Origin of the sequence: Actinacidiphila oryziradicis (assembly GCF_005047355.1) — a bacterium.
GTDB lineage: Bacteria > Actinomycetota > Actinomycetes > Streptomycetales > Streptomycetaceae > Actinacidiphila > Actinacidiphila oryziradicis.
Map to the genome: position 1 here is coordinate 12,824 of NZ_SUMC01000041.1, position 21,822 is coordinate 34,645.

At 70.3% G+C, this 21,822-nt stretch carries 20 protein-coding genes; 2 read left to right on the plus strand and 18 right to left on the minus strand.

Going from position 1 to position 21,822, the window contains the following annotated elements:
- Positions 1 to 319: 319 nt before the first annotated feature.
- From FCI23_RS32565 to FCI23_RS32575, 3 genes are read right to left on the minus strand one after another with little or no spacing between them, the layout of a single operon-like run.
- Positions 320 to 841, minus strand: a complete 522-nt coding sequence (locus FCI23_RS32565) for an FMN-binding protein (RefSeq protein ID WP_136727618.1) — start codon at positions 839 to 841, stop codon at positions 320 to 322.
- Between the two features lie 47 nt (positions 842 to 888).
- A complete protein-coding gene (locus FCI23_RS32570; protein WP_169317038.1) occupies positions 889 to 2,313 on the minus strand; it encodes a ferredoxin reductase family protein in 1,425 nt (474 codons plus the stop codon).
- Complete coding sequence (locus FCI23_RS32575) at positions 2,310 to 3,122, minus strand: FAD:protein FMN transferase (protein ID WP_136727620.1); 813 nt, start codon at positions 3,120 to 3,122, stop codon at positions 2,310 to 2,312. Before FCI23_RS32575 ends, FCI23_RS32570 begins: the two co-directional genes overlap by 4 nt.
- 317 nt (positions 3,123 to 3,439) lie before the next feature.
- On the opposite strand from FCI23_RS32575, the gene FCI23_RS32580 reads away from it, so the two are divergent.
- The gene (locus tag FCI23_RS32580; RefSeq protein ID WP_246144268.1) at positions 3,440 to 3,652 is read left to right on the plus strand and encodes a zinc-binding dehydrogenase; all 213 of its coding nucleotides are present in this window, start codon (positions 3,440 to 3,442) and stop codon (positions 3,650 to 3,652) included.
- A 319-nt stretch (positions 3,653 to 3,971) separates the two neighbouring features.
- Here the strand turns inward: FCI23_RS32580 and FCI23_RS32585 are convergent, their stop codons facing one another.
- Positions 3,972 to 5,216: an MFS transporter gene (locus FCI23_RS32585; protein ID WP_136727622.1), complete on the minus strand. Its 1,245-nt coding sequence runs from the start codon at positions 5,214 to 5,216 to the stop codon at positions 3,972 to 3,974.
- 140 nt (positions 5,217 to 5,356) lie between these two features.
- Positions 5,357 to 5,581, minus strand: coding sequence for a hypothetical protein (locus FCI23_RS32590; RefSeq protein ID WP_136727623.1), 225 nt, complete (start codon positions 5,579 to 5,581; stop codon positions 5,357 to 5,359).
- 290 nt (positions 5,582 to 5,871) lie between these two features.
- Here FCI23_RS32590 and FCI23_RS60395 point away from each other — a divergent pair, with 290 nt between their 5' ends.
- Positions 5,872 to 6,033 carry a hypothetical protein gene (locus FCI23_RS60395; protein WP_246144269.1) on the plus strand — a complete coding sequence of 54 codons (162 nt, stop codon included), beginning with the start codon at positions 5,872 to 5,874 and terminating at the stop codon, positions 6,031 to 6,033.
- Positions 6,034 to 6,080: 47 nt separating this feature from the next.
- Here FCI23_RS60395 and FCI23_RS32600 read toward each other — a convergent pair whose 3' ends face one another.
- The 13 genes from FCI23_RS32600 to FCI23_RS32660 form a co-directional block, all read right to left on the minus strand.
- Positions 6,081 to 6,863, minus strand: a complete 783-nt coding sequence (locus tag FCI23_RS32600) for a meso-2,3-butanediol dehydrogenase (protein WP_136727624.1) — start codon at positions 6,861 to 6,863, stop codon at positions 6,081 to 6,083.
- Between the two features lie 135 nt (positions 6,864 to 6,998).
- Positions 6,999 to 7,646 (minus strand): spherulation-specific family 4 protein, encoded by a 648-nt coding sequence (locus tag FCI23_RS32605; RefSeq protein WP_246144271.1) that lies wholly within the window; start codon positions 7,644 to 7,646, stop codon positions 6,999 to 7,001.
- A gap of 42 nt (positions 7,647 to 7,688) precedes the next feature.
- Complete coding sequence (locus tag FCI23_RS32610; protein ID WP_136727626.1) at positions 7,689 to 8,477, minus strand: endo alpha-1,4 polygalactosaminidase; 789 nt, start codon at positions 8,475 to 8,477, stop codon at positions 7,689 to 7,691.
- Entirely contained in the window at positions 8,474 to 9,385 is a 912-nt protein-coding gene (locus FCI23_RS32615; RefSeq protein WP_136727627.1) for an NAD-dependent epimerase/dehydratase family protein, read from the minus strand. Before FCI23_RS32615 ends, FCI23_RS32610 begins: the two co-directional genes overlap by 4 nt.
- Positions 9,386 to 9,395: 10 nt before the next feature.
- A complete protein-coding gene (locus FCI23_RS32620; protein WP_136727628.1) occupies positions 9,396 to 10,109 on the minus strand; it encodes a nucleotidyltransferase family protein in 714 nt (237 codons plus the stop codon).
- A 16-nt stretch (positions 10,110 to 10,125) separates the two neighbouring features.
- Positions 10,126 to 11,130 (minus strand): SDR family NAD(P)-dependent oxidoreductase, encoded by a 1,005-nt coding sequence (locus FCI23_RS32625; protein WP_136727660.1) that lies wholly within the window; start codon positions 11,128 to 11,130, stop codon positions 10,126 to 10,128.
- A 52-nt stretch (positions 11,131 to 11,182) separates the two neighbouring features.
- On the minus strand, positions 11,183 to 12,604 hold the full coding sequence (locus tag FCI23_RS32630) for a hypothetical protein (RefSeq protein WP_136727629.1): 1,422 nt from the start codon (positions 12,602 to 12,604) through the stop codon (positions 11,183 to 11,185).
- A gap of 470 nt (positions 12,605 to 13,074) precedes the next feature.
- A complete protein-coding gene (pelF, locus tag FCI23_RS32635; RefSeq protein ID WP_136727630.1) occupies positions 13,075 to 14,565 on the minus strand; it encodes a GT4 family glycosyltransferase PelF in 1,491 nt (496 codons plus the stop codon).
- A gap of 50 nt (positions 14,566 to 14,615) precedes the next feature.
- Positions 14,616 to 16,796 carry a hypothetical protein gene (locus FCI23_RS32640; protein ID WP_211265539.1) on the minus strand — a complete coding sequence of 727 codons (2,181 nt, stop codon included), beginning with the start codon at positions 16,794 to 16,796 and terminating at the stop codon, positions 14,616 to 14,618.
- Between the two features lie 1,162 nt (positions 16,797 to 17,958).
- A complete protein-coding gene (locus FCI23_RS32645; protein WP_136727631.1) occupies positions 17,959 to 18,387 on the minus strand; it encodes a DUF2267 domain-containing protein in 429 nt (142 codons plus the stop codon).
- A 50-nt stretch (positions 18,388 to 18,437) separates the two neighbouring features.
- Complete coding sequence (locus tag FCI23_RS32650) at positions 18,438 to 20,456, minus strand: erythromycin esterase family protein (RefSeq protein ID WP_136727632.1); 2,019 nt, start codon at positions 20,454 to 20,456, stop codon at positions 18,438 to 18,440.
- Position 20,457: 1 nt separating this feature from the next.
- A complete protein-coding gene (locus tag FCI23_RS32655; RefSeq protein WP_136727633.1) occupies positions 20,458 to 20,811 on the minus strand; it encodes a hypothetical protein in 354 nt (117 codons plus the stop codon).
- 208 nt (positions 20,812 to 21,019) lie between these two features.
- A complete protein-coding gene (locus FCI23_RS32660; RefSeq protein ID WP_136727634.1) occupies positions 21,020 to 21,736 on the minus strand; it encodes a FadR/GntR family transcriptional regulator in 717 nt (238 codons plus the stop codon).
- Between the last annotated feature and the right edge of the window lie 86 nt (positions 21,737 to 21,822).

The following is a 21,822-nucleotide window of genomic DNA, read 5'->3' on the forward strand; positions in this document are numbered from 1 at the left end:
CGGCGCGGGCCTTCCGGCAGGGGGTGGATCATGCAGAGGGCCTTCGGGATATGCCTGGTGTGCGAGCGGCCCCGCAAACGCCAAGCCCCCGACGCTGGACCCGGACCCGGGCCGAACCTCGCTGACCAGCATCACTGGTCTGCGATCAGTCGCAACAGGCTGCTGGGCTTGGTGGGGCAGCGTGGCGAGTTTGAAGTGGTGTGGTCCCGCGCGCTGTGTCGAGATGAGCGCCCATACCGTTGATGGGTGGGGCGACCCACGATCCGGTGCACCGCCGTGGTGTCGTTCGCTCGGTTCGTCGGACCCTTCTCCGACGCTGTCAGCCGAAGAAACCGCCGTGTCCGCCGCGGCCGCCGTGTCCGCCGTTCGCGTCTTCGGTGGGCGCGGCGGTGGGGGCGGTGGCGCCGTCGGCAGCCTTGAATTTGGCTTTGTCTAGGGCTGACTGGAGGGATGCGGCGTAGCTCTTACTGGTGTAAGTAGCACCGCTGACGGTGTCGATGGCGGCGCTCTGCTTGGTGAGAGCGCTCTGCTGGAGCGTGGGTATGGCGATGTTGCTGATCTGCGCCGACCGGGGATCGCTGCCGGGGACCTGCAGCGCTTTGACGTCTGTGATCTTTCCGTTCTTGATGGTGACGCTCACCTGCGTGGTGCCGAACTGCGTGCTGACCGGCGTGCCGGTGGCGATGGTCGAGCCCGCGCTCTTCTTGACGGTGGCCTGTTTGCCAGTGGATGTGGAGGAGGCCGAGGAGGCCACGGAAATCGTCGCCTCGCGCGGTTTGAACATGAGGACGCCGGTGGTGCCCAGGATGGTGGCGACCAGCACGATGGGAGCACGTCGCATCGGAATCTCCAGGAGTCAGAGGAACACAGCGGGGGGCCGGTCGGGGGTCAGAAGGCGAAGTCTTCGTGGTGGATACGTGCGGCGGGCACTCCGGCCTCCAGGGCCGCGCTGACGACGGCGCGGGTGAAGGCGTCCGGGCCGCAGATGAAGACATCGCGGCGTGACACGTCGGTGACGAGGGTCCGCAGGGCGGCGGCGTCCAGGCGGACCTCGTCGCGAGGCCCGGTCAACGTCTGCAGTCGGCCCGGCCGGTGGGCGAGGAGTTTGGTGAACTCGTCGAGGTGCGCGATGTCCTCGGGGCGCGAGCCGCGCAGGATGACGATGACGTGGGTGTCGCGGGGGAATTCCTCCAGCAGTGCCCGGATGGGCGTTGTGCCTACGCCCGCGCCGATGAGCAGGACATATCGGGAGCGTCGGGCGTCGGGGGTGAACACCCCGTAGGGCCCTTCGAACGCCACCCGGGTGCCGGGTGTGAGCTGCGCCAGAGCCGTGCTGTGGTCACCCAGCTCCTTGACGGTGATACGCAGGTGCCCCGGCTTGGGCGCGGCCGACAGGGAGTAGGGGTGGGCCTGCCACCACAGGCCGCGCCGCAGGAACCGCCACATCATGAACTGGCCGCCCGCCACCGGCAGCCGCTCCAGGCGGCGTCCGGTGAGAACCACCGACCAGGTGCGCGGCCCGGCCGGCTTGACCTCGGCGATGCGCAGGTCATGGCGGACGGAGCGCCACAGCGGCAGCGCCACCCGGAAGGCCAGTACGACGGCGAGCGCGCCCACCCACAGGGCGGTCCACCAGGCGCGGGCCAGGGGATGCCCCACGAACGGTGCGCCGTTGTCGACCTGGTGGACGAAGGACAGGCCCAGGCCCAGATACGTATAGAGGTGGACGGCCCACCATGTCTCGTACTTCATCCGGCGCCGTGCCCGCCGGTAGGAGGTGACGCCGGCCATCAGCAGCAATCCGGTGCCGACGGCGGTGGACAGCACCCCGGGGTACGTCCACAACAGCTGGCCTACCTCGGCGAGCAGGCCGGTCTTCGCCGCCCGCGCGTAACCGATGGTGATGAGCAGCGCGTGAGCCGTGACCAGGTACAGCCCCCACGGGCCGAGCCGGCGGTGCCAGACGATCAGACGGTCCTGGCCAAGGGTGCGCTCCAGCGGGGGGATGCGCGCGGAGAGCAGGACGGTGATGACCATGGCGTACCCGGAGAGCATGCCGGTGACCCGTCCCAGCGCGGTCGCCACCCCGCCGGGCGCACTCAGTGCGCTCACACTCTGCGCGGACACACCGAGCGCGAGCGAAGCGCCCAGACCCAGCCCTGCCGCAGCCGCCAGCAGATCCACCGCGAGCGGGCGGCGGCGGGCCGGGCGGCGGCGCGGGACCGGGGCCTGACGCCGGGGGCGCGCCGGCGGTCGGCCTGCCTGCTTGGGCGTGGCCGGTCGCGGCGGCTGAGATGTGCGCGGCACGGTCATCGGGTGTCCTGTCCGGGATCGGCCAGGGGAAAGCTCGGGGTGGTGAACACGGTGTCGTCCTCCGTTACCGTCATGGCCTCGTATCCGTCGAGGCTCAGGGTCCATGCGGCGGCTTCGTGGCCCATGGCGAAGGCAGCTGTCGAATAGGCGTCGGCGGTGCCCAGGTCCGGGCCGCAGACCGTCACCGAGACCACTGCCCGGGGGGCACGGCGGGTGTGTGGGTCGACAATGTGGGAGCCGCGTTCGTAGGTTCCCGAGGTGGCCACCGCGAGGTCGGTGGCTTGCAGCACGGCCGCTACGGCGGCGCGGTCGTAAGGGTGCTGGATGCCGATCCTCCAGGGCAGCCCGGGTTCTCTGCCGCCGCGGCAGACGACGTCTCCGCCGGCGGAGAGGCAGAAATCGGTGATACCCCGGCGCGTCAGATCGTCCGCGGCCCGTTGTACCGCCCAGCCTTTGACCAGGGCCGAGGGGTCCAGGGGGCCGTGCGCCCGTGCGTCGAAGAACCCGTCTGTCTCTCGGCGCAGCTCTTCGCACCGGCCGAGTACCCATGCGATGTCGTCGTCGGCTTGGCCGATCGTCAACTCACCGCGTTCGATGCGGGATATGGCGCTGTCGGGCCGGTAGGTGCTGAAAGCGGCGTCGACCTCGTGCAGCCACCGTATGACACCTGCGGTACCTGCCTCGGCAGTGTCGGCCGTGCAGCCGCGCAAGTCGATGGATACTGTCGTGCCCATGACATGCTCCACATGGACGTACGGACCGGCAGCGCCTTGCGCCTTCTGGGCGCTCAGCTCGTTTGCTGTACTCATCTCGTCGCACCTGCCCTCTCCGGCGGTCCTGCTTGCCGCAAGTGCCCCTTCATAATCGGCCGTTGTCAGCGGCGGGCCGCGCTTACGCGCCGCTGTACGTCTCTCGGCACCTTGCCCGGTGGACCTCTGAGTCTGCTCTGAGCCCGCACCCGGCCGAAGAGGTGTGCGAACGTGCCGTCCGCCCGGCGACAGCGCTGCTACCAGGCCGTCTGTGCCGGCACGGGGCTTGAAGGGCGCGGGGTCCAGGGATTGGTGCCGCGTTCAGCGCGCGGAGGTTTAAGTTAAATCTCAGAAGCGGTGATGTATATGAAGGAATGATGAAAACACTCAGACGGTGGGCAGAGTGCCGCCGCCGCGGACGACCCCACCACGGCGAGATTCTCCGTGAAGCGGCCGCCCTCGCCGACGCCGGAGCGCTCAAGCCCATCGTCGACCCGCGGCGGTTCACTCTCCGCACTGTCACCGACGCCCACGAGGCAGTGGAAAACGGAACCGCCGCAGGCAAGGTCGTCATCGACATCGTCGACTGAACTCAGGGCCCGAACATCCGGCTCAGGGTGTGGACTTGCGGCTGGAGGCCGGATGACCAAGTGCCTGCGAGCCGGTGATCGTGGTCAGTGTCTCCACGTTGGACGTGGTGTTGCCGCTGATGAGGATCTGACCGCGGGAGTTGACGGTGTACCCCTGCGCGGAGGCGAAGTCGGCGGGGACGGTGAAGGTGCCCGTCTGGCTGGTGGCGGGGTTGGAGGTGTCGGGAACCGCTGCGGTGACGGGGTAGTCGACGAAGGCGGTGGCGTGGGTGCCGGCGGTGCCGGACGGTCTGTTTCCGCAGGGGACCGGGCGCCGTGCTCAGCTGTCGATGCCGGAGACGAGAGGCGACCGGCCGGCCGCGTCCGGGGCGGTGTCCCCCCGGACGCGGCCCCGGGCGGGGGAACGCAGCGCGGAGGCGCCGAGTGCCACAAAGAGGACCAGCAGCGCGGGGATGGCCAGGGCCCCGGGCAGCCCGATGAAGGTGCTGACGCTGCCGATGACGACAGGGCCGATGAGGAAGCCGACGTATCCCAGGCTGACCACCAGGGACAGCGCGGCGCCCGCGCGGGCGGGATCACGCTGTCCGGCCGCGGAGTAGACCTGCGGGGCGATGCAGGACATACCCGCCCCCAGGCAGGCGAAGCCGATGACGCCGGCCACCGGCCGGTCGATCAGCAGGGCCGCGGTCATGCCGACCGAAGCGAACACCCCGCAGGCGCGTACGAGCAGCACCGGCCCGAACCTGGCCGCGAGACGGTCGCCGAGCAGGCGTCCGACGGTCATCATGACGGAGAAAGCGGCGAAGGCCGCTGCGGCGAAGCCGGCCGTACTGTCCAGGCTGTCGCGCAGATACACGGCACTCCAGTCGGCGGCGGTGCCCTCGCCCACCAGCGCGCACATCGCCAGTGTTCCGAGGAACCACAGGTCGAACGAGCGGATGACGCTCTTCGACGGGGAGCCGGTCGGCGCCTTCTCCGGCAGCGCGGGCACCAGCGCACGCGGCAGGGCCCACGACGCCGCCCACACAGCCATGATCACGACCGCACCGCCCACCGAGGCAAAGGTCACCCCCGCGCTCGCGCCCTGACGGGCGAACAGGCCCCCGGCCGCGGAACCGAGGAAGCCGCCGATGCTGTACACGGCGTGGAACGACGACATGATCGGACGGCCCCAGGCACGCTGGATCTCGATCGCGTTGGCGTTCATGGCGATGTTCAGGGTGCCGTGCACCAGACCGAACAGGAACAGTGCCAGCATCAGGGCCGGCAGACCGGGCATGTAGGCCGGGGGGACGAGCAGCAGCCCTTCCAGCACCGCTGTCGGTATCATGACGCGCGTACTGCCGTAGCGGTCGGCGAGTCTGCCGAGCACCAGCATTCCGACGATGGCGCCCGTGGCGAAGGCCAGCAGGGCAAGACTCAACAGGCCGTCACTCAGCCCGAGACGGGTCTTGACGGTGGGTATGCGGCTTGTCCAGGCGCCCAGAGCGGTACCGAACAGTAAAAACAGCAGGGTCGTGGCGGTGCGGCCCCGCCGCAACGCTCCACGGGCTGTCCGGTCCATTATCACGCGTGGCGTCTTCGTTCGTCGACTGTTCCCCGCGTCTATTGAGGTGTCATCGGTTCACTTTCGTCCAGGGGGCAATTATGGATAAGGCCCAATTGGGCCAATAGTGGCTTCACGCCGAGCGCGGGAAACAGGCGTCAGGTCCGCTGGGCGGCGAAGAGCTCCAGATGTGCGCAGTTGGGGCAGCGGAAGGCGTCGACCTGCCAGCGCTGCTTGCCCATGCGTTTGGCGCCGCCGAGCGGGCCTCGCTCAAGGGGGCCTGCGATCCAGCGCGCGTACCCCTGTGCGCCTTGGCCGGAGTCCTCGACGAAGCCCTGCTCCAGTCCGACCACACCGCACTGGGTGCACCGTATGTTGTTCATCGGGGCAGCGCGGCCGGCCGGATCCGGGGCAAGGTCGTGCTCACTCCGACCCCCTGATACCCCGGCCCGGGCGCTGACCGCTGCGGTGGCACCGCGCCGGTGAAATGTCGAGACACCCGAGAGCGACCCGTCGTCCGTCCTGCTGTACCTTCACGGCGGCGCGTACGCCCTCGGCTCGGCAGCCGACTCCGTAGGCCTGGCCGCCGACGTCGCCCGCCGCGCCGGCGCCCGCGTCATCTCGGTGGAATTCGTGGGCGAGTCCGCGGGCAGCGGCCTGGTCATAGCGACGCTTGTCGCGCTCAAGGCTGGCGGCTCGCGCCGCCGAGCAGGACGTGCCGGTCCAGTTGCAGGTCTGGCCGCAGGTCCCGCACGTCTTCCAGGGTTTCGCCGCGCTGCTCGACGAGGCCGACGCCGCCCTGCAGGCCGCCGCCGCCTTCACCCGGGCACACTGATCAGCCGGCTGACGGGATCCCCGGCTTCGCCATGACCCGGGATCCCGTCAGATCCTTGGCTGGCCGGTGGATGCGGTGGTGCCGCCATCGACCGGGAGCACGACTCCGGTGATGTACCGGGCCGCGTCGCTGGCAAGAAAGAGGACGGCGGGTGCGACGTCTTCCGCATCTCCGATCCGGCCCAGAGCGATGCGGTCCTCGAACCGGGCAGCGAGCGTCGGATCATTCACGATGGCAGCGACAGGCTCGGTCTTGATGAGTGACGGGGCGACGGCATTCACCCGCACGCCGCGGCCGCCCCAGTCAAGGGCGAGCGAACGGACGAAATTCGACACCGCGGCCTTACTGGCGTTGTAGACCGCCTGGTTCCAGTCACCGGCGAGGCCGGAGACACTACTCGTCGCGATGAACGAGCCGCCCGATACGGCCAGGTGCGGCAGGACGGTCTTCGCGAGGTGGAAGAAGCCGTCGACGTTGGTCCTCCGTAGGCCCTCCCAGCCGGAGGTGCTGACGTCGAGGATGTCGCCGGCAACGTAGCCCGCGGCGTTGCTGACCACGATGTCCAGCCGGCCAAAGCGCTCAAGGGTGCCATCGACAAGACGGGCCACGTCGTCAGGATCCCCGACGTCGGTCCGGATCGCGACGGCACGCGACGCGGGCAGGGAAGCCACAGCGGCGTCCAGCTTGTCCTGCGACCGCCCGGCGATCACCACGGTCGCACCCGAGCGGGCGAACAGGTCAGCGATGGCGTATCCGATTCCGGTTGCGCCGCCGGTTACGACAACGACCCTTCCGTCGAAATCAAAGGAGACATTAGAGTTTTCGGTCATGATGCCGATGTCCTTCGTCCGAGGTGTTCGTCTGTCGTCCGAGGTATTCGTCTCTTGATGACCTGCCGCCCAATGCGACCTTTGGCTGCCGTGTTTCCAGAACTCCGTCGGTAAAACGTCCGGGAATCTATTTTTCTAGCCTGCGTGCAACGCCTCCGGCAGGGCGTCCCACGGATTGGCGCCGTCGCCGGTCACCGCGCAGTGCACGGCGGCGCCGCGCAGCCGGGCGGTACGGGCGGCCAGCCCGGACAGGCCGGCCGGGACGCCGTGGATGAGGTGACAGAAGCGCTCCGGCGGGTGATCCGCCGTCCACCCGGGTGTCCCGGCGCGGTGGTAGGTGTCCCAGCCGCCTTCGTATGTGACGAGCAGGTCGGCGATCCGGGCGTATCCGGGATCGGGGTGGACCCCCGGGTTGAGTACGACGGTGTGCGCGCCCAGCGTCCTGGCCTCGGCTGCCAGTCGCCGGTAATGCGGGACCAACTGCCCTTCGGCTGCGGCCTGGTCGAGGAAGAGGCCGTCGGTCCCGTACCACTGCCGGTGACGGCGCGCGTCGGCGACGATATCGCCGACGGGACGGTCTCCGTAGGCCGTGTCGACGTACCCGAGGACGCGGATGCCCGCCGCGCGCAGCAGCTCGGCCGCGTCCGCGAAGGCCGGGTCGTAGGTGCTGCCCGGCCCGTCGGCGGCGTTGAGCACAACGCCGTAGAGCCGGGGAGCGGATCGGGCCAGGGCTTCCCAGGCGGCCGGATCCACCAGTGGGTGCACATAGAGCGGTACAAGCATGCTGCGGGTTTCCACCATGGCACCGTACGCGTACGCCGTGGTTCAGCAGGGTTCGCGCCATGCGCCGAGGGCAGGCCGCTTCGCCATGGAGCTGAGGCGCAGCCGCCGTGACTGGGGGCAGAACTCGCGGGTGGGCACCGTGTATTCGACGTGGAAGACGGCCTTGTCCGCCCGTACGAACGGCTCCAGCGCCGCGCATTCGCCGTACTGGGCGCATTGCTCGTTGACCGCGAAGTCGAAGTCGCCGATCAGCCGCGGGATCTGCGCCAGGTCGTTCTTCAGCCCGACCGCGAGCCCGCGGTCGTGCGCCAGGCCGGCGATCATGCGGTTGTACGCGAGCTGGTCGGCGGCCGTCAGCGGGAAACCGGTGCGGTTGGTGTACGCGTCGGCCAGGTCGGGCTCGACGGCGTCGAAGCCCTTGGCGCGGCACATGTCCAGCCGCTTGGCCATGAGCGGCCGGAGGACGTCGATACGGCGGATGTCCAGCCATCGTTCGCCGCTCCAGCCGTCCCCGCGCCCGCGTACCGAGGCGGGGAACGCATTGCGGTCGGGACGGAAGTCCTCCCAGGCGCCCGCGTTGATGTAGCAGATCACTTTGCGGCCCCTGGCGTGCAGCGCCGCCACGGTCGAGGCGCTGTTCTCGAAGCCGTCGATGTCGTACACGGGGACGTCGACATCCAGGTCGATCCGCCCGCTGAGCTGCCACTGCCAGGCGGTGCCCGGCCTGGGGCGCCATCGCCGGCCGCCGTCCGAACCGCCGCTTCCGGCGCATCCGACGAACGGCAGCAGGACCAGCAGCAAGGCCAGCAGCGGGGCGGCCCGCCGGATCATTCCGCGGCCCCGGCCGGTGCGTCCACATCCGCACCCGCCTTCCACAGGTCGGCGAGCGAGACCGCCAGCGGCCGCTGCGGGCGCCAGGACAGCGCGGCCCGGGCCGCCGAGGTGTCCGCCTCCTGCCAGGAGACCGCCGCCGAGCGCGCCGAGCCTCCGCCCGTCTCCTCGATCCGGCCGCGGAACCCCGAGGCCGCGACCAGGCCGTCGGCGACGGCCCGTACCGGGTTGGCCGTGCCGCTGCCGATGTTCAGGACGCGGGGGAGCGGGCCCGGCGCGGTGGCGGCCAGCGCGGCGGCCCGGGCCACATCCCGTACGTCCACGAAGTCCCGGTACGCGGACAGGTCGCCGACCCGCACCGTCCGGTCCGGGAAGGCCCGGCGCAGCTCGGCGGCGAGCCGCCCGGGGAGGCCGGTGGCGGGTGCGCCAGGCCCCACGGGGTTGAAGACCCGCAGCACCACCGCGTCCAGTGCCGATGAGGTGACCGCCAGCGTGCCGGCGAGTTTGGCGGCGCCGTACAAGCCGGCCGGCCGGGTGTCGCAGGACTCGGTGAGCGGTGTCCCCGCCGGGGTCGCCCCGTATTCGGCGGCCGACCCGAGGTGGACCAGCCGTACGGACGGGACGGCCGCCGCCAGTGCCTCGCAGAGCGCGGCCGGTCCGCGGGCGTTGGTCCCGGCCAGGTCCACCGGGCCGCCGCTGACGGCCCCCGCGCAGTTGACGACGGCGTCGGGCGCGAGCTCGCGCAGGGCCCGGGCGAGCTCGGGGACGGCCGCGGTGGCCAGGTCGGCCGGCAGGTCGGCGCCGGGGGCGCGGCCGCCGCCGAGCAGCCGCACGCCCGGCAGGGCGCGCAGCTGCTCGGCGGTGTGCCGGCCCAGGAAGCCGGAGGCACCGAGGACGAGGATGCGCATGGCGGCGCCGTCACGCTCCCTTGAGAAGCAGGTCGCGGTGGGTGGTGAATTCGGCGTTGGCCCGGTCGTAGTCGTCCGGGCGGCCGATGTCGAGCCAGTAGCCGCCGAACTCGTAGGAGGCGGGCGGGGCGTCGGTCTTGAGCAGGTCCAGTACCAGGTCGTCGAAACCGAGCGGCAGCCCCGGGGTGTAGCCGGCGAGGGTGGCGCGGGAGATTCCGTACACACCCATCGACACCCGGTAGTCCATGGTGGGTTTCTCGATGAAGCCGGTCACCAGGCCGGACTCGGTGGTGAGCACTCCGAAGTCGATGTTCACCGGCCGGACGTAGGTCGCGATGGTCAGTGGCGCCCCGGACTCGTCGTGCCGGCGGAAGACGTCCCCGAAGTCCAGGTCGGTGAGTATGTCGCCGTTCATGACGAGGAAGTGCTCGGGCAGCCGGTCCAGCATGGTCAGCAGCGGCCCCATCGTGCCGAGCGGGCTGTCCTCCGTCGAGTAGCCGACCCGCAGACCCCACTGGGAGCCGTTGCCGACGTACGCGCGGATGATGTGTCCCAGATGTCCGATCGCGAGAGTGACCGTGGTGAACCCGGCGGCGGCCAGCTGCCGCATCACGATCTCCAAAATCGCGTGCTGGTCGCCGATCGGCACCAGCGGCTTGGGTAACGCGGTGGTGTACGGCATCAGTCGGACGCCTTTTCCGCCGGCCAGAATGACTGCGTGCATGGGTGGCCCCCTGGTGTCAGATGTTGTAGATCGCGGTCTTGAACCGGGCGAGGTTCACCGGGTCGCGGAAGAAACCGATCGTTTGCTCAAGCCCCCGTTCCAGGCTGTGAGCCGGTGCCCAGCCGGTGGCGGCGCGCAGCCGGGAGGCGTCGCAGACCAGCCGCATCACCTCGGAGTTCGCCGGCCGGATGCGCTGCACGTCCTCGGTCACGTCCAGCTCGACGCCCATCAGCTTGCCGATCAGGCCGACCAGTTCGCCGACCGAGATCTCGCCGCCGGTGCCGGCGTTGAACGTGCGGCCGACGACGGCCTCGGCGGGCGCCGTGCCCACGGCGAGGAAGGCGGCGGCGGTGTCCTTCACATACGTGAAGTCACGGGTCGGCCGCAGATCGCCGAGCGTGATGATGCGCTCCCCGGCGGCGACCTGGCCGATCACCGTGGGGATGACGGCCCGCATGGACTGCCGCGGCCCGAAGGTGTTGAACGGGCGCAGAGTGACCACCGGGGTGCCGAAGCTCGCGTGGTAGCTGTCCGCCAGGCGGTCACCGCCCGCCTTTGAGGCGGCGTACGGCGACTGGGTGTTGATCGGGTGGTCCTCGGTGATGGGGACGGTTCGCGCGGTGCCGTACGTCTCGCTCGTGGAGGTGTGCACCATGCGCGGGATCTCCAGGTGGCGCACGGCCTCCAGGACGTTGAGCGTTCCGGTGACATTGGTGTCGACGTAGGAGTGCGGCGCCCGGTAGGAGTACGGGATCGCGATCAGCGCCGCCAGGTGGTACACGGCCTCCGTACCGGCGACCAGTTCGTGGACGGAGCCGGGATCGCGTACGTCGCCGAGCACGACCTCGACGCTGTCCAGGACGTCGGGCGCCAGGTTCTCCAGCCAGCCGTAGGAGGAGAAGGAGTTGTACTGGGCCATCGCGCGCACCCGGTGGCCCGCGGCGACGAGCGCCTCGACCAGGTGCGAACCGATGAAGCCTTCCGCGCCGGTGACGGCGACGGTGACAGGTGGGGGTGGGATCACGTTCAGGTCTCCTGTGCGTGCGTGGGGGGATGGATGGGGGGATTGGGGATCAGCGATGGGCTGTCGCCCGGCCGAGCAGGAAGTACGCGAGAGTGAGCAGCAGGACCGCCGACACGACGCTGACGGCGGACCGCAGGACCGCCGGGTCGGCCGTGGGGGCCGCCCTGGCGGTCTCGGCCAGGGCCGCGCCCAGGCAGACCGCCGCGGGCGGCCACGGGCTGCCGAACGCCTGGAGCAGCAGCGCCACCCAGAGGACGGCGCCCAACGCGACCGCCGCGACGAGTGACCGCGGCACGCCGTGCGGGGGGCCGCCCGGCCACAGCGCCCCGGCGACGGCGGCCAGAGCGGCGAGTACGGCGAGGTAGCCGGTCAGACACAGTGCCAGCGCGCCCCCTGCCCGGACCCGGAACCCCGCCGCCGTAGGGCTGCGCCGCAGCGCGGCCAGGCCGAGCCCCCGGTACCGGTACAGCAGCCACTCCGCCGCCCCCATGCTCAGCGCTAGCGCGGCCACGGCGTGCGCGTCCGCCGACGACCGGAGGATCAGCGCCCCGCTGCCCAGCCCGAACAGCCCGTACGGGACGGAGTCGGCCAACGCCGGGCCGGCCGTCGGCCGCGACTCGGGCTCACGACCTGGCGCACTACCCGGATCGCCCGAACGCGCACAGGAGACCAGCCTGAGCGCGTTCCGTCGCCTCGCGATCAAAGCCGAGACGGAGGCCCGGGCCGAAGCCGTGAGCGAAGCCGCCCGAGGCCGCAGGCTGGTCCACTGCCTTTCGTGCGCCTGGCTGTTCCCGGCGGCGGCCTTTCCTGGGCCGGTCCGCCGGGCCCGCACGATCGCGGGGCCGGCCGCGGCGAGCGCGCCCGCCAGCGAGGCGATGAGCAGCCCGGTGCGCAGGACGTCCGGCAGCAGGGCGCCGGCCGCGGTCGGTGCGAGCGCCAGCAGCAGGAGGCGCTCCCGCCCCAGCACCAGCAGCACGGTCGCCGCCGCCAGATACACCGCCTGCCCGGCGGCGAAGACCGATACCGCCCCGGGGCCGGACAGGACGAGCGAGACGCAGGTCGCGCCCGCCGCCCCCGCCGGGGCACCCAGCAGCAGAGCGCCTGCCATGGACCGGCGGTCGCCCAGGCCCAGCCATACGTACGCACGGTGGGCCAGCGCCTGATTCCACGCCCAGGCGAACAGGGCCGACGCGCCCAGCGCAGTCGTCCCCGCCGCCCTGCCCGCCAGCAGCGGGGCCGCCAGCACATACCCCAGCCCCGGCAGCGCGAAGACCACCCCGCGCAGTACGCACCGCCACGGATCCGCCCGCCAGGGATCGGCCACCGGCCCGGCGTCGGGGAAGCGGCGCGGCACTCGCGCGTACAGTTCCTGGGCGACCTCGAACAGGTCCTGCCGCCCGTATCGCCGTTTGATCTGCTCCTCGGCCAGCCCGTCCGACTCCAGCACGGCCGCGATCTCGTCCGGGTGCACCGCCGCTCCGCAGACGTCCGCCAGCCGCTCCGCCAGTTCGTCGAGCGGGTCCGTGGCCCATGACGGTCTCGGGGCCTGTCCGGCCGCTGCGGCTGATATGCCTCCCCCGGCTGCTACCGCTGGGAGGTGCCCCCAGTTGCGGCGTGGCCGTGGCGTCGTGTGCCCTGGCACCAGCGCTCGCGGCGTTGTCGTCGGTCGACGACTCTCTCCCGGACTCCGTCCGGGAGGTGCTCCCACCAAGCTCTCGGCTCCGCTCGAGCAGGGGGCACACCCCATCGCGTCGCCTCCTCCCCCAGGCTCCGGCCGCGAGGTGCCGCCACCTCCGCCCGCTCCCTGCGATTCACAGGCACCAGACCCCGCTCCTTCCTCCACGGACGGCCGGACAGGCCCCGCGGCCGGCCGCGGCAGGAAGGGCAGGGCGCCCTCGTCGCCTTCTGTCGTCAGTTTTTTGACCAGGTGCAGCGGCCCGCTCATCGTCGGCCTCCCGCGATCGCCTCGTACTGGAACGCCGGTTCCGCAGCCCGCAGGCCGGCCGCCGGCTCCGCGGTGAGGTCGCCGTAGATGGCGCGGAAGGCGTCGATGGTCTGGCGCAGGGTGAACTGCTCGATCACCCGGAGCCGGGCGGCCTCGCCCATCGCCAGGCGGCGTGCCGGGTCCCGCAGCAGTTCCAGCGCGGCCGCGGCCATGGCCTTGGGCTCACGCGGGGGGACCACCAGTCCTGTGTCGCCGACCGCTTCGCGGACGCCTCCGACGTCCGTCGAGACGGTGGGCCTGGCACAGGACATGGCCTCGATGAGGGTGAACGGGAAACCCTCGCTGATGCTGGAGAGCATCACCACGCTGCCCGCCGCGTAGGCGTCGCGGATGTCCGGCACCCGGCCCTCGAAGACCACGGCGTCGGCGACGCCCAGTTCGGTGGCGAGCGCCTCGCACCGCTCGCGGTAGGCCTCGCCGCCGCGCGGGGTGCCCCCGAACAGCCGTAGCCGGGCCTCGGGGACCTCGTGCCGGACCAGGGCGAACGCACGGATCAGGGTCTCCAGGTCCTTGATCGGGTCCACCCGGCCGGCCCAGGTGAGGGTCGGCAGTCGCGGCTCGGGGCCGGCCGGCGGGAAGGCGCTGGGGTCGACGCCGTTGTAGACGGTGCGGATGCGTTCGGGCGGGGTGCCGCCGTGCTCCTCCCAGCGGCGGTTGTAGCGGTTGCCGGGGGTGACCAGGTCCGCGCGGGTGTATATCTCCTCGGCGAGCAGCCGGAAGAAACCGAGCAGGAGGGCCTTGACCGGCCAGCTGTAGGGGCCCGTCCGGTAGCCGAGATAGCGTTCGCGCAGGTAGACGCCGTGCTCGGTGAGCAGCAGCGGCGTGCCGTGCCAACGCTTGGCCACCAGCCCCGGCAGGGCGGCCAGGCCGCCGCTGACGGCGTGCGACACGCCCCCCTCGCGGAGGACCGCCGCCAGCGGGCGCAGCGCGTGTTCGAGCAACTCGGTGGCGGTGAGCGCGTCGTGCAGGGTGGGGCGGGCGGCGGAGGCGGCGATGTTCGGTCGGCGCCAGACGTCCGCGAGGAGGCGTACCGCGGCCTCCGAGCGCAGTGCGGCGGCCAGCGATCCCCGCCGCGCGTGCCCGGCCATCGCGTACAGCGCGGTCGGGAAGCGCGGTTCCTCCTGCGGGTCGAGCAAGGACAGCAGGAACTGCTCGTACATGGCCAGAAAGGCCCTGCGGTGCTTCCCTTTGGGGGCCCGGCCCTGCGGCACGGGCCCCCAAAGGGGGAGCGACCTCACGTCATGGACGTTGGCGGGCAGCTTCCAGGCGAGCGGTTCCTGGCCGCTGCCCGTGATCGCGACGACCCGGAAGTCGACGTCGGGCATGCCCTCGACCAACTGGTCGCACCACACGCTCACCCCGCCGAGGCTGTGCGGATACGTTCCTTCGGTGAGCAGGGTCACCGTGGAGCGGAGTGGTTTGTCCATGGCTGCTGGTCCGTTCTCCCCGGGAGCGGAATGCGGTTGCCGGCCTCAGCTCAGCGCTGTCCGGCGGCGGTGGCCGGCTGAAACGGCACCGGGTCCGAGGCACCGGCGGGCACCGGCAGCCTGTGTGCGGGCGCCGGCACGGTCACGTCCGCCGTTGTGGCGGAGGCGGCGACCGCGGCGGGCGTGGCCGAGGACGCCAAGGTCAGGCTGACGTCGCTCTGCAGATCGCCGGGGGCCGTCCATCCGGAAAGCAGGCCGGCGTAGGAAGTGCCGAAGGCGCTGTCGCCCAGCGCGAGCGACTGCGTGGTGCCGGCGGGCATGGTGGCGATGGCCGGGACGCCGTCCGGGGCGCTGATGGTGACTGCGGAGCCGATGCGGTACGCGGTGACCTGCCCGGCCTTGAGGGCCGCCTTCCACGTGGCGCGGTGCTGCAGCTCGGTGGCGGTGTCCTGCATCCGCAGGTTGACGATCGGTGTGTTGTCCGCGAAGAGGTTCTGGTAGTCGCCGAGGATCTTCTCCAGCAGCGGGTACGCGATGCGGTCCTCGGCGAAGTTCGACTGGTGGATGTAGTGCGGCAGCGGGTCGTTGCCCAGCACGTGGTCCAGCGCGGTCCGGCTCTCCAGCGGAACGATGTACGAGGCGTAGCCGGTGCTCGTGTCCAGCGGGGCGGACAGGCAGGTGGACGTGGTGGACGTCTCGCAGGTGCCGCTGCCGCCGTTGGCCACACTAGTGTAGATCCAGTTGTACTCGTCCACCTCCTCGTTCGTCCGGCCGGCGTTGTAGAAGACGTTCATGGGGTGGCGCGGCACGGTCAGCGCCGAACCGGCCGCGCGCTGTTCGGATTCCCGCGAGGCGTCACTGGCCAGGGCGGTCACTCCGTTGGCGGCGAGCGCGGGGGCGAGGTTGGGATTGTCCTCCGGCTGCTGCGGCAGGATCTTCAGCCCGGAGTGCTCACCGGTGACCAGTTCGCCGGTGTCGAGGCTGATCCCGTTCGCCGCCGCCCAGTCGGTGTTCTGGGTGATCTGCGAGCTGATGTCGGACTCGCTCACCCACTGTGTCGCACCGGAAGCGTCGGTGGCGCACTTCCAGGGCACGACGGTGACGTCCTGGACGCAGCCGAGGAAGGGGTGGTTGTAGGTGTGGTCGACCCACCGGTAGGTGTCCTTGCCGGCGATCAGTTGTTGTGCCAGCGGGTCGGTGCCGCCGTTCGCGGCCACGTAGTCCGCGCTGCCGCCGCCGTTGAACACCAGGTCCAGGGTCATCCCGTGCGCCTTCGACCACTGCGTCGCGTACTGCGCGTCGGCCGCGGTCATGCGGATCGGGTTGGCGTCGTCGCCGGTGCCCGCGGGGCAGTCGATGTCGCCCGGAGTGCAGTTGAGCTCGGTGTTCCAGCGGTCGTCGCCGAGGAAGACGTCATCGACGTGCACCGAGAAGTAGTTGCGGTCGGCGCCCAGATGGATACCCTGGGTCATCCACTCCACCATGCCCCGCACCAGCAGCCTGAACTGCTGCTGGTACTGGTTGTACACGAAGGTGACGACCAGCTCGCTGCGCCCGTCGTGGTCGTACTCGCCGATGAGCGAGCCGCTCCCGGAGCCCCCGGGAATGGGCGCCCCGACGTACTCGGTGAAGGTGGCGCCGGCCGCCTGCTGCGCCAGCGGCACAGCCAGATAGCCGTAACTCTCGGACACCGTGGTGGAGTTGTCCTCGAACGGGACGCTCCCTTTGAGGTAGCCGAAGGGGCCCGCGGTCCCGGCGGGAGTGACCTCGGCGGTGGTGCCGTCCAGCGAACCGATGTAGCCGGGGTTCTGTGCGTAGTTCAGCCCGACCTCGGGCCTCGCGTAGGTGTAGGCGTCGACCTGCCGGATGCCGAAGGACTGCTCATACGAGGTCAGCGCGGTCATCTCCGCCGACCCGCTGCCGAACGGGCTGTCGTTCGGCACCACCACGGCTTGGTACTTCGCCCGGGGCCGTCCGTCGACGGTGTCGCTGAGAAAGCTCGCGGTGATCTGCGGGCGGGCGGCATCGGTGAGATCTACGCGCGTATACGGTGAGCCTGAGGCGTCCAGTTCGGCGGTAATCGCCCCGGTGGCCGGGCCGCCGTCGTCGACGACGAGGATCTGCAGGTCTATTCGGGGGGTCGACGCGGTATCGGCGTGTGCGGCCGGTGACGCGGCGACCAGCAGTAATGCGGCAACGCAGGCCTCTGCGGCTCTGGCTGTCCAGCCCATGGTGTCTCCTTCTCCGGTTCTCCGGGAGGTTGGCTGCGGCAGGCCGCTGCCGCACTCCCCTGTGTAACGCCTATGGAATTCCCATGTAATGCCTATGGACTTGGACATGACAATCCTTCGGCTGGACGTGCCCGACGTTGTCGTCCGCTGCCCCGCCATATCTTCCAGGGTGGTGCGGATGTTCTGTAGAGCTTCTGTTGAGTTGGCTGAATGATGTCTGCCGCTGTTTTCCTTCCGTACGGTCAGATTTACGTTGCCGTAACAAAAACGCCGGGACGTATGGCCGGTGAAACAGCGACGCCCGCCGCTGCGAATCGGCTCACCCGTATCGTGCCGATCCCATCGTCCGACGGGAAGTTGGCCCCACAACCGTCCATACGCCGACGGCGTGATGGAACAGCGGATGGTGAACGGCCAGAGTCGGGCGTCGGCGGTCGCCGGGCACCTGCGGTGGACTCACGACCTGCTCGGCAGCCTTCCCCTCCCGGCTGAACGCCGGGACGAGCTGCGGTCCCGGCTCCGTGCGGTCCAAGCGCGCGCCGCCCGGTGCCTTCGGCCGGATCAGGATGCGGGCGGCACTCGGGCAGGGCTCCATCTCCCCGGCCGCAGAGCGGGCCCGGTGCACGCAGCGGTTGACGTCATGAATAGGCCCCCGAAGCACCGTTCATTTTCGGCCAGGATGCCGCCTGTCACATATTATGATCACTCCTGATGGTTCTTGCCCAGAGATTGGGCGCTTTGCTCTGACCATTCGGTTGGATCAGCTCGCCGGGCGAGTCGCGTGCTACACGGTGTCGGCCGGCCCTGTCCGTACGGCGGACGGCCGCCAGGCGCGGCGCCGGCACGGTCGTGGCGCCCGGGATGGCGGGTCCGGCCTGGGGCCCGGCGACGCTTGAAACAATCTCGCGGGATCGCTTGACCACGGGGCAAATCGGAGTAATCGTAGGAAATAGGACCGGTCAACCACGACAGGGCCTTGCAAGAGGCACCTGCCGGGTACCGGCCAGGTTCCCGGCGGCTTCTGATATACGCGACGAGTTGTTCAGAAAATTCCGGGAACCGCCCTTTGGGACGGCCTCCTTTTGAACGACCTCCGAAGAAGACCACACGTAGGGCCCGGGTCAAGCACCCGGGCCCTACGTGTCGCTCCGGAGGCGGCGGCCTACGGCAGCAGGGCTGCCAAATCCCTCGGGACGGTGGATTTGATGTCCTCCCACTCACCTTCACTGACGTGGGGGCTCAGGGCCCGCAGTACCGTGCGGACGAGCGGCTCCGTGCCGCCCTCCACCGTGTAGGGGAACTCGTGCCGCACCCGGGCGAGGAACTCGTCCCTGTCCATCTTCACGGGCACGCGGCTCGGGTCCCAGCCCTCGTAGTAGATGCCTCGTACAAGCATCGGCAGCTGCGCGCCGAGCTGTGCGATTTCTTCGACCGTCAGGCGGTCCCGGAGCTGATGGAGGACGGCTCGCAGAGCCGCGTACGACATGTTCCGGAGCTCTTTCGGCCATCCGTAGGCCTCTTCGATCTGCCTGAGTATCCGATTGGTTTTGTCCACCGTCGTGTTGAACGATGCGAATCCCGTCTCGGCCATGGGCTCGGTCCTTCCTGGAGAAGCGGGGGTTTCGGGGAAGCACGGTCCGCTCAGAGCGCGAACGGGTAGGTCTCGGGCACCTCGCCCGACTCCCACCCGGGGGTGCGCTCCAGCGGCTCCACCGCCCGGGTCTCGTCGATGTGGATCACGGCGTCGAACTGGTCGGCCATCCGTACCCGGAAGTAGTGGCTCTGCCGCTCGGTCTCCGGGCGGTAGATGACGCCGATGGCCCGCTCCAGCTTCGCCGCACGCAGTGCCTCCGCTACCCGCGGCGCACGGTCGAACGGGATCAGGAACTCCTTCTGGGCGGCCTCGTGGAACAGCTCCTCGACGCTGTCGGCCAGTGCCGGGCGCACCGCCTTTCGTTCGGCCGGCCCTCCCCAGTCGTCGGCGGCGGTCACTGTGCCGGCGTGCGTGGTGAAGCCCAGGAGGCGGCAGTCGCCGGGGTGTCCCTCGCGTACGAGCTGGCCGACGTTGAGCTCGCCCCGGGACGCGGCCTCCGTGGCCCGGGCGTCACCGAGATGCGAATTGTGCTCCCAGACCACGATCTTCGCGGGCCCGCCCCGCTGCTGACCGAGGTGGTCCGCCAGCGCGTCGAGGGTCTCGGCCATGTGCCGGTCGCGCAGATTCCAGGAGGAGACCTGGCCGCCGAACATCATGCGGTAGTAAGTCGCCGCGTCCCGCACCGTGCGCGCGTTCTGCTCGGCGTAGAAGAGATCGTCCTCGGCGAGAAGTCCGTCCTGCCGCGCGTACTCCACCGCGTGCCGCCGCAGGTCGACCAGCTGCTCGACCACTTCCCGCTCGCAGGTCTCGCCCGCTCCGAAGGCCGCCTCGAAGCCCCAGGCCTGCGCGTCGTCCTCGCCGCGGTAGTGGTCGAAGCAGGCGTACCGCTCACGGGCGCGAGCCGCGGCCTGCGGATCGACGTGGTCCAGGTAGGAGATGACCTCGTCGATCGACCGGTACAAGCTGTAGACGTCGAGTCCGTAGAAGCCCGCCTTGGCCCGCTCGTCGGGACGGTGCCGGTCGTTGTGCTCCCGGAGCCAGCCCACGAAGTCGAGTACGGCGGTGTTCCGCCACATCCAGGTCGGGAAGCGTTCAAATCCGCGCAGTGCCTCCTCGGCAGCGGCGTCGTCGCTGCTGCGACCCCGGACGAACCGGTTCACCCGGTAGGCGTCCGGCCAGTCGGCCTCGGCCGCCACGGCGCAGAACCCCTTCTCCTCGATGAGGCGCCGGGTCATGTGCGCACGAGCGGCGTAGAACTCGTGGGTGCCGTGCGACGCTTCGCCGATCAGCACGAAGTGCGCGTCGCCCACCAGGGCGAACAGCGCTTCGTCGCTGGGCACGCCGTCCTCGACCGGCAGCGCCTCGGCCCGGATGAGGGCCACCTCCGTCAGACCCCCGTCGTCCGCTGAAACGCGGCTCGTCCTCGCCGCCGCCCGCAGGAGGTCCCGCACTTCCTCATCCGTCGTCTGGGTGAAGTCCCAGTACGACTCGCCCACCGCGACGAACGGCGACGGCGTCGTGGCGCACACCACCTCGTCCACCGTGCCGGCCAGCTCCTCACAGGTCACCCCGGGCGCGGCGGGCACCGCGACGACCAGGCGCGCCGGCCGGTGACGGCGCAGGGCTCCGATGGCGGCCCGCATGCTCGCGCCGGTCGCGAGGCCGTCATCGACCAGGATGACCGTCCTGCCCTCCAGCTCCGGCGAGGGGCGCCCCTCGCGGTAGGCCTGCTCCCGTCGCAGCAACTCCCGGCTCTCGTGCTCGGCCACCCGCCGGATGGCCTCCGGCGGGATGTCCAGGCCACGGATGACGTCGTCGTTGAGCACCGCCACCCCGCCGTCGGCGATCGCCCCCATCGCCACCTCTTCACGGCCCGGGACACCGAGCTTGCGGACCAGGAAGATGTCGAGCGGGGCACCGAGCGCCATGGCGACCTCGTAGGCCACCGGCACACCGCCGCGCGGCAACCCCAGCACAATGACCGCCGGGTCGCCCGAGTAGTGCTCAAGAAGCCCGGCCAGGCTCCGGCCGGCGTCCCTTCGGTCCCGGAACAGACGAACCGCCATCTCAACCCCTCAATTGGTCGAGCATTCCATGCAGGTGCGCGGCTGCGAGCTCAATGTCGGTGTATTTGTACTGCCCGGCACGTGACTCCACGGTGAGCAGACCGCACCGGTGCACTTTCTCGAAGTCTCCGTACGGGAACTTGTACCGGCCTTTGTTTTCCTCGGCCTGCTCATCGTCCAGGCCGAGATACCACACCTGGTATCCGGCGAAGCCGTGTTCTTCGAGGTAGCTGTTCTCTTCCTTGGCCGAGGGCCGGTGCTCGCTCCAGTCATCCCGTTCGTCCAGGACGACCAGCTGCTCCTTGACCAGCCTTTTGGCATGATCGAAAGCCCGATTGTTCAGCCTCACCGCCATAAGCCACCTCCGACGCCCGGACCGTGCCGTGGGTCTGTGGGGATTCTGCGGGGAATTCTGCGGGGAAAAAGCGTCTGTCACTTCGGGAATGCCGCTGCTACGAGCCTACCTCCGTTCACTTCGGGGCGTCCGGTCCAGGCAGGCAGGTCCGTGGCGCTGGGCGGGCCGGTCCCGCCCAGCGGGGGAAGATCGGAGAGGGTCGGAGAAGTCAGGCCTGGTGGCGCGTGCGCCGGATCAACTGGTCCACATCGGCGAGATGCAGGATCATGGCCCCGGCCGCCGCCGCCGGGTCACGGGCCTCGAGCGCGTCACGGATCGCCCGGTGGCCGGCCAGGGACGACCGGCGTCCCTCCCGGGTGCTGTGGGAGTCCTTGCGTACCGGGGTGGTCCACGAACTGACCATCGTGCTCAATGCGGTGAGCAGCGGATTGTGGCTCGCCCGGGCCAGAGTCAGATGGAACTGGATGTCCAGCTCCAGCGACTTGGCGCCCAGCAGGTTCTCGTCCGTGGCGTGCAGGATGTCGTCCATCTGCAGTAGGTCGGCGCTGGTCGCCCGCAATGCCGCGAACTCGGCGATCTTCGGCTCGATGACCGTCCGCAGCTCGGCCACATTCGCCAGCTCCCGGTCGGTCTCGCCCAACTCGGCCAGCCTGGCGTAGAGCTCATTGACCTGCGCGGGCGGCGCCAGCACCACGGTGCCCCTGCCCTGCCGTCGCTCGATGAGGTGCTTGTCCTCCAGCTTGTGCAGGGCTTCCCGTAGCGAGGTCCGTGACACCGACAGCGACTCGGCCAGTTCGCGCTCCGACGGCAGCCTGTCACCCGGGCCGAGTTCGCCCAGTGCGATCATCTGCTCCAGGTGGGCGACGAGCGCGTCGCTTACGCTGCGGACACGGGTGCGCAGCGGCGGCACCTTCGCCACTCCCATGCCCTGTACCTCCTCGACCACTGTGCAGTCAGCGTACAGTGCCCGTTCACCGCGGTCCGGGCTTCAATCCCCGGCCGGGGCGGGCA